Consider the following 11,592-nt stretch of genomic DNA (forward strand, 5'->3'; position numbering starts at 1 on the left):
CGAGAACCACTGACCAAGGACAAGAACTGATATGAAGATCGAAGCCAAGCTCTTCGAGATCCTGACGGTGTTCTTCATTCTCGTCGCGATCGTCTACGGTGTCTTCACCGCGATGTCGCGGACCGGAATCGAGTGGGCCGGCCTCACCGCCATCATCCTGTCGGCGGGCCTGAGCCTGATCGTCGGCACGTACTTCCGCTTCGTGGCGCGGCGTCTCGACACCCGCCCCGAGGATTACGAAGAGGCCGAAATCTCCGACGGCTCGGGCGACCTGGGCTTCTTCAGCCCCGGTAGCTTCTGGCCCATCCTGCTGGCCGGTGCGGCAGCCTTCGCGGCCGTCTCGCTCGCGTTCTTCCAGCCGTGGATGATCGCTGTGGCCGTGGTGCTGGTTCTCACTGCCGCCGCCGGACTCGTCTTCGAGTACCACCTCGGACCCGAGAAGCACTAGCGCTCCCCCAGAACGACGCCGAAGGCGCCGAACCCCTGCCGGGTTCGGCGCCTTCGCCGTTGTCGGAGCTTTTCACGGCGCCGACGTGGTGTCCGGCAGCCAGTTCCCGTGGAAACCGGCGGGAACTCGCTGCGGCAGCGCGATCGACGCCTGATCCTCGAGCGTCCGGGCATCGAGGATCCGAAGTGCCGTCGAGTTCTCTGCGAGATCGGTCACCAGTCCCATCACGACACCGTGCCCCTCCGGGGCGCCGGGAGCCTCGGGGTGGAAGACGAACTCACCCACCGCGGAGCGGGGACCGAAGTCGCGCATGGCCTCGACGCCGTGGGCGTGGCTCGACCGGATGAGCCGGTGCTCTCCGGACGAGTCGTCGGAGCCGACCACCAGCCAACAGTCACGATGGGGCGCGGTGGTGTAGCGCTCGTCGAACCGCGGAAACTCGACGTTCTCGTCGCCGAGCCGAGTTCGGCGGACACGGTTGCGGACCCGCGGCTCCAGATGCCACCGTTCCAGTCGCGGCCGCCCCTCGGACGGCCCGGTGCGGTCGGCGTCGAACACCCGCTCGTGCACGACGAGATCCACGACCACCGTCCCGTCGACGCTGGTGGCGTTGACCGGATGGAAGACGTAGCACGGCTCGACGTCCAGCCACAGCGGTGTCGGATCGCCGTGGCGAGGAATCAGCCCGACCCGGGGCGCATAGCCGTCGTCCCAACGGTACGGAAAGCTCCCCGCCCGGGTCGTCGGCAGCCGGTTCATGACGGGGCGGGGCATGCGGACCCGTCCGATCGTGGCGCTCAGCGCCAGTGCGGCGAGCGGGCGGAGGGGCCGCGGGACGTTGGCGGTGACGGCGCTGCGGACGTCGAACGTGACCGGTAGGTCGTAGATCACCACGAAGTCGCGGGTCAGCGAGAACGCGTGCATCATCGGGCTGCCGCCGACCCGGATCGGGATCTTCCTGCGGAGTCGGCCGTCGGGCCCGACGGCGGTGTAGAGCACGGTGTCGCCCCGGCCGAAGTGGTACGAGACGGCATGGAGCTCACCGGTATCCGGTTCCTCGATCGGATGTGCGGTGTAGCCGCCACGCACGGTGCCGTCGAAATCGCAGACGTCGAGGGTGTCCAGGTCGTAGGAGAGTTCGGCACACGCGACGCCGGCCTCGACCAGCGCGAGTGTGCGGCCCGCGAAACCGACGACGTTGGTGTTCGCCGACGGGCCGTGCAGCGGGGAGCGGCCGTGCTCCGGGGGAGCGGACCGGTGCAGGGCCCTCGACGTGACCTCCGAATCGACCCAGCGATTGCGGTACCACAGCGCGCGTCCCCCGCTCATCCGGACGCCGTGCACCATGCCGTCGCCGGTGAACCAGTTGTACTCGTCCGGGCGCACGTCCGCGATCGGGTTGGGGCCGTTGCGTAGATAGCGGCCGTCGAGCCATTCCGGGATCGCTCCCCGTACCGGGAGATCGAACTCGGTGAGCTCGGTGCGGACCGGCGCATAACGTTCGTCGACGTAGCTCGCCACCATCGACCCCCGGTGCATCGTCGTTGTCCAGCACAGTAGAGGCCCGCCGGGGTGCTCGGGTGCTTCCTGGCGGATCCGGAACGAGGAAGGCCCCGAACCGATATCGGTTCGGGGCCTTCCTCGTCGGTCTCGGCGAACTAGTGCGCTTCGCCGTTGCCGTTGCCGGAGCCGTTTCCGCGGGCGCGGTCCTGGTACTCCGTGAGCATCTTCAGCTGCTCGTGCTCAGCCTTGTGATCGGCCGCCTCGAGCGCCTGGCTCTGCTCGACCGGGTCCGGGGTGACCCAGCTACCGGAGCCGGGCTTGCCGGCGGAGCCGAGCTTGTTCATCTTCTTCGGGACCGCGGCGCCCTGGTACTCCAGCGGGAGCGGGTGGCCGTGATCGTCGACCGGGCCGAGCGGCTGGTGGATCTCGACGTACTCACCGTGCGGCAGGCGCTTGATGATGCCCGTCTCGATGCCGTGCTCGAGCACCGCGCGGTCGCTGCGCTGCAGACCCAGGCAGAACCGGTAGGTGACGTAGTAGGCGATCGGAGGCAGGATCACCATGCCGATGCGACCGATCCAGGTCATCGCGTTGAGCGAGATGTCCAGGTGGTACGCGATGATGTCGTTGATGCACGAGATCGTGAGCACCAGGTAGAACGCGATGGCCATCGCGCCGATGCCGGTGCGGACCGGGACGTCACGCGGACGCTGCAGCAGGTTGTGGTGCGCGTCGTCCTTCGTGAACTTCTTCTCGATCCACGGGTAGGCGATCAGCAGCGCGAACACCAGACCCATGATCACCGCGACGGCGAACACCGCGGGGATCGTGTACCGGTCGAACAGGTAGATCTCCCACGCCGGCCACAGACGTGCCAGGCCGTCGGTCCACATCATGTAGAAGTCGGGCTGCGAACCTGCGGAGACCTGCGACGGGTTGTACGGACCGATGTTCCAGATCGGGTTGATCTGCAGCAGGCCGCCCATCAGGGCCAGGACACCGAACGTGAACGCGAAGAACGCGCCACCCTTGAGGGCGAACACCGGGAGGATGCGAACGCCGACGACGTTCTTCTCGGTGCGGCCGGGGCCGGGGAACTGCGTGTGCTTCTGGTACCAGACCAGCGCCAGGTGGGCAGCGATCAGCGCCAGGATGATGCCGGGCAGCAGCAGGACGTGCGCAACGTACAGACGCGGGATGATCAGGGTGCCGGGGAAGTCGCCACCGAAGATCAGCCAGTGCAGCCAGGTGCCGGCGACCGGAACACTCAGGGTGATACCGGAGAGCGCGGCGCGCAGGCCCGTACCGGAGAGCAGGTCGTCGGGCAGCGAGTAGCCGAAGAAGCCCTCGAACATCGCCAGGATCAGCAGCAGCGAGCCGATGACCCAGTTCGCCTCACGCGGGCGACGGAACGCGCCGGTGAAGAAGATGCGCAGCAGGTGCACGATGATCGACGCGGCGAACATCAGCGCGGCCCAGTGGTGGATCTGACGGACGAACAGACCGCCGCGAACCTCGAACGAGATGTCGAGGGTCGTTGCGTAGGCACGCGACATCTCGACGCCGCGGAGCGGCTCGTAGGCACCGTTGTACGTGACCTCGGCCAGCGACGGGTCGAAGAACAGCGTCAGGTAGACACCGGAGATCAGCAGGATGATGAAGCTGTACAGCGCGATCTCGCCGAGCATGAACGACCAGTGCGTGGGGAAGACCTTGTTGATCTGCCGCTTCATACCTGCCGCGAGGTGGTAGCGGGAGTCGACTCCCTCTGCCTGGGCGGCAACTCTGGATTGAGTGGTAGTGGTCACGGTCGACGCTCCCAAAATGCCGGGCCGAGGGCTTCGATGAAGTCACCGTTGGCGACGAGGTAGCCCTCTTCGTTCACTGTAATAGGCAGCTGCGGAAGAGCACGAGCGGCGGGACCGAAAAGCGGCTTGCCGTACTGCAGCGCGTCGAACTGCGACTGGTGGCAGGGGCACAGGATTCGGTTGGTCTGCTGCTCGTAGAGCGAGGTGGGGCAGCCGAGGTGGGTGCAGATCTTCGAGTAGGCGAAGTAGTCGCCGTAGTTGAAGCTCTCCTGGCCCTTGCGCTTGATGACCTTCTGGGTGTCCTCGGTGCGCAGACGGATCAGCATCACCGAGTTGCGGATGCCACGCAGAGCCTTGAACAGCTCCTCGTCGTTGCCGCGCTCGGACTCACGGAAGGGGAAGACGGTCTCCATGGCGCCGGCGTCGAGATCCTCGGGGCGAACCAGCACGATGTCGTGCGGACGCCCGGTGTCGCGACGCAGGTAGATGGTCTCGCCCTCGTAGCGCGGGGTCCAGCCGGACACCCACAGCGGGGAGTCGTCGCCCTTGGCCCACGGGTTCTTGATCATGCCGCCGAGGGGCATGACCGACATGACGCCGATGGCCCCGCCACCGAAGATCAGGCTGCGCTTGATCATCTTGCGGCGGCCGATCGTCGAGGTGTCCAGCGTGTCGCCGAGCTCCGCGACGAGGGTGCGCTTGTCGACCTCGGACGAACCGCCGTCGTGGCGGTCCTGGATCGAGACCTCTTCGGGGACGAACTTCTTGGTGAACTTCACCGCGCCGACGCCGACACCGAGGATCGCGAGACCCATGGTGAGACCGATCAGCGGGGTGTACAGGTTGTATGCCGAGTAGGTGTCCTCACCCGGACCGGCGTACTCCCACGGCCAGAACAGGAAGATCGCGATGAACGCGATCGCGGAGACGCCCGCAAGGATGAACCAGAAGGCGACCGAACGCTCTGCGCGCTTCTCGGCCTTCGTGCCCTTGACCGCCCAGCGGTCCTTGCGGAAGGCGACATCGACACCGTCGAGGTTGGTACCGAGCGTGACGAGTTCGTCACGGCTCATACGGTCGAGTTCTTCGTCCGTGTACTTCTTCGGCGTATCGCCGCTGCCGGCGTCGCTCATGACCTTGCTCCGATCCACAGTGCTGCACCGACGACAGCGACGATGCCGACGACCCACATCGCGAGACCCTCGGAACCCGGTCCGATTCCACCGAGGCCGTAGCCGCCGGGGTTCTTGTTCTCGCTGGACTGCTTGACGTAGGCGATGATGTCCTTCTTCTCCTCGAGCGTCAGCTGACGATCGGAGAACTTGGGCATGTTCTGCGGGCCCGTGACCATCGCGGCGTAGATCTGCTGCTCGTTGGCCGGGTCCAGAACGGGGGCGTACTTGCCGGACGACAGCGCACCGCCGCGACCGGTGAAGTTGTGGCACGACGCGCAGTTGAGGCGGAACAGCTCGCTACCGCGGGCGACGTCGCCGCCGCGCAGCGAGGACTGAGCGATCTCGCCGTTCTCGTCGCGGATGACGGTCGGGCCGCCACCCTGGGACTGAACGTAGGCGCCGATGGCGTCGGTCTGACGGGCGTCGAACTTGGCGGGCTTGCGGGAAGCCTGCGCCTCGTTGCGAGCGGCCGGCATGCGACCGGACGACACCTGGAAGTACACGGCTGCCTCGCCGACACCGATCAGGCTGGGGCCGCGGTCCTGGACACCCTGCAGGTTCGCGCCGTGGCACGTGATGCAGGAAGTGTCGTAGAGCTGCTTACCCTCGCGGATCAGCGCAGCGGAGTCGTCGCTCGCCGTGGCGACCTGCGGAGCAGGCGTCAGGGCGGAGGCGAGGAATCCGGCGCTCACGAGACCCATCATGAGGATCAACGCGCCGGTGACGCGCCGGCGCAGCTTGCGCTGGCGGCGCGCCTTGGCGGCGGTGGTGCGGTCGGGCATGTCACCCTCGATTGCGGGAGGGGGGGATGAACTCATCTGTATCCCTTTGGTATGTCGGGACGACTGAAGCGTCAGGGGGCTGCCTGGTCGTTCAGCTGGCTAACGGATGAAATAAATCGTGGCGAACAGGCCGATCCACACAATGTCGACGAAGTGCCAGTAGTACGAAACGACGATCGCCGCAGTGGCCTGTGCAGGCGTGAACTTGCTGACCTTGGTGCGGACGATCAAGAAGACGAACGCGATCAGACCGCCGATGACGTGCAGGCCGTGGAAGCCGGTCGTCATGTAGAAGACCGATCCGTACACGCTGCTCGAGATCGTCGTTCCCTCGTGCACCAGGTGGTAGTACTCGTAACCCTGGCCGAGCACGAAGAACGTGCCCATGGCAAGAGTCACCAGGTACCAACGCCGGAGACCGAAGACGTCGCCCTTTTCTGCCGCGAAGACACCCATCTGGCAGGTGAAGGAAGACGCAATCAGCACCAGCGTGACCGGCACGGCCAACGTGAGGTTCAGCTCCGTCGGCTCCGGTGGCCAGTTCCCATTCGCCTGTGCTCGTGCAACGAAATACATGGCGAAGAGCCCTGCGAAGAACATGAGCTCGCTTGACAACCACACGATGGTGCCGACGCTGACCATGTTTGGCCGGTTCAGCGAGTGCACGCGCTGGGTGATTGCCGATCCTGAAGTCCCTACTGCGCTCGTCACGCTGAGAAGTATGACGCTTCGTCGTAAAGGAAAGCCACCCGGGTCCGGTCTCGGCGCGTCGACCCACGTCAGAGGGTGTTCCGCGGCCGTTGTGGCGGTCGTCGGCGGACGTGACAAAGTAGGCGCATGGAACTCAGGAGCGGTGTCGCTCGTTGGTTTGGCGGATTTCTGTCCAGGCGCGCGCCCGCACCCCTCGATCGGACTCGTGCGGACCTCGTCGTCGTGGTGTCCGGCTTCGACGACGTCGAGGCGTGTTCGACCACCCTCGAGCGGGGCGCGGCCGGCGTGCCCGCGTGGACGCCGGACGCTCAGGCCGTGCTCCGGCACCACCTGCGCCTGCCGCCGGATCGGGTGCAGGAGGCACTGACTCTGGCGGGCCAGGACGACTACGAGCTCGCGGGCGACGTCGCCGTCGGCGAGGACGGCGTCGCGACGGTCCTCCTCGAACGCGTCCAGGTCCTCGACGCCCTGCACTGCTCGCAGGAGCGGTCGCGGATGGCGGGGCTGGCTCAGCGCCTCGGGGGGACCGCACTGGGCTGGGAGGGGCTGCAGCCGCCGCCGGCGGTGTGATCACGGACGGGCGCACTAAGCTGCGGATCGTCAATTCTCCGCCCGACCGGTTGGTGGGCGAACAGCAGAAGGGGTCGTCATGGTGCGGCAGTCGGCAGCGCAGGCAGTGGATCGAGTGGCGGGCGCGGCCGACCGGACCTGGCCGGCGATCCTGGGCGCCCTCACCGACGGCACAGACCTCACCGCGGACGACGCCTCGTGGGCAATGGACGAGATCATGTCCGACAACGCGACCTCTGCGCAGATAGCCGCGTTCGGCGTGGCCCTGAAGATGAAGGGCGCGACGCCGCCCGAGCTGCGCGGGCTCGCGGACGCGATGCTCGGTCACGCCCGCAGCGTGCCGGTCTCCCCGGACGTCGTCGACGTCGTCGGAACGGGTGGTGACCGGTCGAACACCGTGAACATCTCCACGATGGCGTCTGTCGTCGTGGCCGCGGCCGGGGTGCGCGTGGTCAAACACGGCAACCGGGCCGCCTCGTCCAAGAGCGGTGGCGCCGACGTCCTCGAGGCGTTGGGTGTGCACATCAACCTCGGCGCCGAGGACGTCGCCCGCTGTGTCGAGGAGGTGGGAATCGGATTCTGCTTCGCGCCGGTCTTCCATCCGGCGCTCCGGTTCGCGGGTGCGCCCCGCAAGGAGATCGGCATTCCGACCGTCTTCAATGTCCTGGGGCCGCTGACGAACCCGGCCCGTCCGCGCGCCGGGCTCATCGGCTGCGCGTTCGAGGACCTCATCGAGGTGGTCGCCGGGGTGCTCGCGGAGCGCGGCAATTCGGCGCTCGTCGTGCGCGGCGACGACGGACTGGACGAGCTCACGACGTCGACGACGTCCGTGGTGCACGTGGTGTCGGGCGGCGCGGTGCGGACCCAGAAGCTCGACCCCACGGACCTCGGGATCGCGCGCGTGCCGCTGGACGCGCTGCGCGGTGGCGACGCCGAAGCCAACGCGGCGGTGGCGCGGGGCGTCTTCGCCGGCGACGAGGGGCCCGTTCGGGACGCGGTGCTTCTCAATGCCGCGGGTGCGCTGGCGGCATTCGCCGGGATCGGGGAGAGCCTCGAGGAATCGCTGGCCGCCGGGCTCGAGAAGGCGGCCCGAGCAATCGACTCGGGGGCCGCGTCGACCGTGCTGGAGCGGTGGGCGGTCCTCACCACGGAGTTGGCCGCCGCCCACCGCTAGGCGTACGAGGTCGCCTACTCGCCGAGCGAGAAGGCGGCCTCGATGTCCGCGCTCGAGTACGACTGGAACGCGATGTGCGTGGCGGTCTTGGTGACGCCGCGCACCTTGTTGATGCGCTCGGTGACGACCTCGGCGATCTGCGCGTGGTCGCGCACCTTGACGATCGCGATCAGATCGACGTCGCCGGCGCACGAGTAGACCTCGGAGACTCCGGCCAGGTCGGCGACTGCCTGAGCGGTCTCGGGAATCCGATCGGCCTCGGCGTGGATCATGACGATCGCGTTGATCATGGCGCTCCTTAGCTGTGCTGTCGTTCGTCAGACACAGTAGGCGCTCGCGCGGTCCGGGCGAGCGTGCACCAGTCCTCCCAGGAGCCGGCGCCGTGAGCGGGCTCGCTCCAGCCGTGGCTCGTTCGGACGATGCGTGCGCCGTCCGCCTCGAGCCACCGGGCGATGACGGCCAATTCCTCGGGTGAGGCACCCCGCAACGGCGCGGCGTCGGGCAGGACGGTCTCGGCCGACGCGACCAGTGCCTCGACCACCGGCATCGGCGCGACGCCGCGCCTCGAGACCCCCGCGGACGCCAGCCGACCCGCGCGGACGACGGCGAACTCCCAGCCGCCCTCCGCGCCGGGGCGCGCGGCGATCAGCTCGTCGACGGCGGCGAGCGCCGCGAGCCGCTGCATGCGGCGCAGCGCGAGACCGAGGGCCGCGACCCGGTCGCGCAGGCGTGCGGCGCTCTCGAACAGCTCCGCGGCCGCGAGGTCCTCGACGCGCGAGCGCATGCGTTCGAGCGGTGTGTCGTCCTCGCCCCGTATCAACGCCCGCGCGAGTGCGGGCCCGACTCGGTAGCCCTCCTCGTCGTCGGCGATCGCGGTGCAGCCGCCGATGTCCCGCGGTGGGCACTTGGGCCCGTGGGGCTGACCCTTCCCGATCCGTGTCGTACAGGTTCTCAGACCACAGAACTCCGCGACCGTCAGCGCGGCGTCGGTGGCGTCCGTCCGGGACCGGAAGGGGCCCAGCGCGTCCTCGGTGGGCGTACGGACCACGGAGAGGCGTGGAAACGCCTCGGTGGTGAGCGTGACCCACCAGCCGCGCATCGGGAACTTGGAGCGTCGGTTGTACGGCGGCACGTGGGCGCTGAGGAGCCGCAGCTCCCGCACCCCCGCCTCGAGCGGATGTGCGCACTCGACATGGTCGATCCGGGTGGCGAGCGCGACCATCTCCTTCATCCGCCCGCGGGTCTCGGACCCGGTGAAGTAGTTGCGGACGCGTCGGCGCAGATCCGATGCGGTGCCCACGTAGAGCACCTCGTCCGACGGTCCGCGGAACAGGTACACACCCGGCGACCGCGGAAGGTGGCTCGCGAGGGTGCGTTTGGCGCGTTGCTCCGACGACACCCGCGGGATGTAGTCGAGGAGTTCCGGCAGGCTGTGCACGCCCTGGTTGCCGACCCGCCCGATGAGTGCGTGCAGCACGTCGACAGTGGCGCGGGCGTCGTCGAGCGCGCGGTGCGTCGGCGTGGTGTCGGCGCCCAGCAGAGCGGCGAGTGCGGACAGCTTCACCGACGGCGCCTCGTCCCGGCCGAGGACCCGGCGCGCGAGCTTGACGGTGCACAGTACCTGGAACTTGGGCCACGGCAGCCCCTGCCGGGCCGCCGCCGCCTTGAGGAACCCGACGTCGAAACCGGCGTTGTGCGCGACGAGCACTGCGCCGCTCGCGAACTCGAGGAACGTCGGCAGCACCGCATCGATCCGGGGCGCCGTGCGCACCATCGCCGTCGTGATCCCCGTGAGCTCGACGATGTACGGCGGGATCGCGCGACCGGGATCGACGAGCGTCCCGAGTTCGCCCAGGATCTCGCCGCCCCGCACCTTGACCGCTCCGATCTCCGTGATCGCGTCGGTCTCCGAGCTTCCGCCCGTGGTCTCGAGGTCGACGACCACGAACGTGGTGTCGCGCAGGGGAGTGTCGAGTTCGTCGAAGCTCAGTTGGAGGCCGTCGGCGGTTGCGGCGGTCGGCGGTCTGCTCACGACAGCAGACCTTAGAGACCCACTCCGACAGCGAACCGAGTAGCGCGTCCGGCCCGGTTTCATGCGTGGAGAGACGAGGATCACACCGGCCGCTTTCCTCGCCCGGATCGGGTCGCACGCGATCGTCGTTGGGGGAGTTCGGTTTCGGGTCGCTGTGGTCTCGCCGGGAGTGGGCGGATCGGCGGTGGGGCGGCACAGGGAGTTCGTCGTCGATCTCGCGCTGACCAGTGGCGACTCGCACCGCATCGAGTGGCGCACGCGTCCGGTGTCCAGGGTCGCGTGAAGCGCGGTGGGCGGTCCACCGTGCGGCAAGCGGGCTGGTTGTTATCCATCTGTGATGTTGGCGATGAGTGCGGTGCCGTCGGCTCGGCCAAACGATTGAAAAGTGCAGAATCGGCGCCTCCGAGTCGACACGAGGGATGCGCTTTCGTAATCTTCTCGAGACCTAGCGGAGTCTTGCCGTCCCACCCGGAACGGCATCGCTGGGCCCGCCTAATCGAAACCTCCTCGGAGGGGACGTGCCGGGAACCCAAGTTTCCTTTGGGGTGAATCCCGTCGAAGCCGCACTGCGCGGTGTCGACGGGTAGGGCTGATCTTCCCAGCCCGAACCCGTCAGCTAACTCGGTCGGCGGACGAACGGAAGAAACGGAGTTACCTTTCTCGTGGCGTCATCCAATCTCAAGCGTTCCGCGCAGCGCGCAGCCGTCGCCGGCGCACTTGCAATCGGAGCCGTCGCGGTCTCCGCGGCCCCGGCCATCGCCGATCCCGTCAACGTCCCGGGCGTCGGCACGGTCGACCTCCCCGGCGTGAACCAGGCTCAGGTCGACGCGGCCGTCGCGCAGATCGCCCCGATCGTCGCGCCCGCGCTGCCCACCGGCTCCGCCGATCTCGCGCCTGCCGCTCCGGCGTCGGTCGCGCCGATCCTCAGCGCCGGCCAGCAGGCCCTGCAGGCTGCCGAGAGCAAGCTCGGCGCCCCCTACGTCTACGGTGCCGCCGGTCCGGACGCCTTCGACTGCTCGGGTCTGGTCCAGTGGGCCTACAAGCAGGCCGGCCTCAACCTTCCGCGCACGAGCTACGACCAGGCCGTGGCCGGCTGGTCCGTCGCACGCGACGACCTGCAGGTCGGCGACGTCATCTCCTTCTACGGTGGCAGCCACTCGGGCATCTACGCGGGCAACGGCAACGTCATCCACGCGTCGACCGCCGGCCAGCCGGTGAAGCTCGCGCCCGTGTCGTCCATGCCGTTCGACGGCGCTCGTCGGTACGCGTAGTCGACACCTCTGTTCTCTGTTCTCGGGGCGGGTCCGTTATCGGACCCGCCCCGAGACGTATCCGAAGGAATTCGCACCGACCGTTCTGTGTGCTTCGCGACGGTGTGGCGTTTTGTCC

General features: G+C 68.0%; 11 protein-coding genes and 1 riboswitch. Of the genes, 4 read left to right on the forward strand and 7 right to left on the reverse strand.

Features of this window, described 5'->3' with window-relative positions; translation table 11 throughout:
- The first annotated feature begins 31 nt into the window (after positions 1-31).
- The gene (locus ABEU20_RS02575; protein WP_420162811.1) at positions 32-448 is read left to right on the forward strand and encodes a cytochrome c oxidase subunit 4; all 417 of its coding nucleotides are present in this window, start codon (positions 32-34) and stop codon (positions 446-448) included.
- Between the two features lie 72 nt (positions 449-520).
- Here the strand turns inward: ABEU20_RS02575 and ABEU20_RS02580 are convergent, their stop codons facing one another.
- From ABEU20_RS02580 to ctaE, 5 genes are all read right to left on the reverse strand, one after another.
- The gene (locus ABEU20_RS02580; RefSeq protein WP_420163131.1) at positions 521-1,972 is read right to left on the reverse strand and encodes a carotenoid oxygenase family protein; all 1,452 of its coding nucleotides are present in this window, start codon (positions 1,970-1,972) and stop codon (positions 521-523) included.
- A gap of 134 nt (positions 1,973-2,106) precedes the next feature.
- The gene (gene qcrB / locus ABEU20_RS02585) at positions 2,107-3,759 is read right to left on the reverse strand and encodes a cytochrome bc1 complex cytochrome b subunit (RefSeq protein WP_420162812.1); all 1,653 of its coding nucleotides are present in this window, start codon (positions 3,757-3,759) and stop codon (positions 2,107-2,109) included.
- The gene (gene qcrA / locus ABEU20_RS02590) at positions 3,756-4,892 is read right to left on the reverse strand and encodes a cytochrome bc1 complex Rieske iron-sulfur subunit (protein WP_420162813.1); all 1,137 of its coding nucleotides are present in this window, start codon (positions 4,890-4,892) and stop codon (positions 3,756-3,758) included. The genes qcrB and qcrA overlap by 4 nt, the downstream gene beginning before the upstream one ends.
- Positions 4,889-5,752, reverse strand: coding sequence for a cytochrome bc1 complex diheme cytochrome c subunit (gene qcrC / locus ABEU20_RS02595; RefSeq protein WP_172504533.1), 864 nt, complete (start codon positions 5,750-5,752; stop codon positions 4,889-4,891). Before qcrC ends, qcrA begins: the two co-directional genes overlap by 4 nt.
- 63 nt (positions 5,753-5,815) lie before the next feature.
- Positions 5,816-6,427: an aa3-type cytochrome oxidase subunit III gene (ctaE, locus tag ABEU20_RS02600; protein WP_022596569.1), complete on the reverse strand. Its 612-nt coding sequence runs from the start codon at positions 6,425-6,427 to the stop codon at positions 5,816-5,818.
- Between the two features lie 126 nt (positions 6,428-6,553).
- Here ctaE and ABEU20_RS02605 point away from each other — a divergent pair, with 126 nt between their 5' ends.
- Both ABEU20_RS02605 and trpD read left to right on the forward strand, forming a co-directional pair.
- Positions 6,554-6,997: a hypothetical protein gene (locus ABEU20_RS02605; RefSeq protein ID WP_420162814.1), complete on the forward strand. Its 444-nt coding sequence runs from the start codon at positions 6,554-6,556 to the stop codon at positions 6,995-6,997.
- Between the two features lie 79 nt (positions 6,998-7,076).
- Positions 7,077-8,171, forward strand: coding sequence for an anthranilate phosphoribosyltransferase (trpD, locus tag ABEU20_RS02610; protein WP_420162815.1), 1,095 nt, complete (start codon positions 7,077-7,079; stop codon positions 8,169-8,171).
- Positions 8,172-8,185: 14 nt separating this feature from the next.
- On the opposite strand, the gene ABEU20_RS02615 is transcribed toward trpD, so the two are convergent.
- Both ABEU20_RS02615 and ABEU20_RS02620 read right to left on the reverse strand, forming a co-directional pair.
- Positions 8,186-8,461, reverse strand: coding sequence for an Lrp/AsnC family transcriptional regulator (locus ABEU20_RS02615; RefSeq protein ID WP_420162816.1), 276 nt, complete (start codon positions 8,459-8,461; stop codon positions 8,186-8,188).
- Positions 8,462-8,469: 8 nt separating this feature from the next.
- Positions 8,470-10,203, reverse strand: coding sequence for a DEDD exonuclease domain-containing protein (locus ABEU20_RS02620; RefSeq protein ID WP_420162817.1), 1,734 nt, complete (start codon positions 10,201-10,203; stop codon positions 8,470-8,472).
- A 479-nt stretch (positions 10,204-10,682) separates the two neighbouring features.
- A riboswitch (cyclic di-AMP (ydaO/yuaA leader) is annotated at positions 10,683-10,850 on the forward strand.
- Between the two features lie 15 nt (positions 10,851-10,865).
- Between ABEU20_RS02620 and ABEU20_RS02625 the strand changes: the two genes are divergently transcribed.
- Positions 10,866-11,474: a C40 family peptidase gene (locus ABEU20_RS02625; protein ID WP_420162818.1), complete on the forward strand. Its 609-nt coding sequence runs from the start codon at positions 10,866-10,868 to the stop codon at positions 11,472-11,474.
- Positions 11,475-11,592: the final 118 nt, after the last annotated feature.

Origin of the sequence: Rhodococcus parequi, assembly GCF_046042785.1 — a bacterium.
Classification (GTDB): domain Bacteria; phylum Actinomycetota; class Actinomycetes; order Mycobacteriales; family Mycobacteriaceae; genus Prescottella; species Prescottella parequi.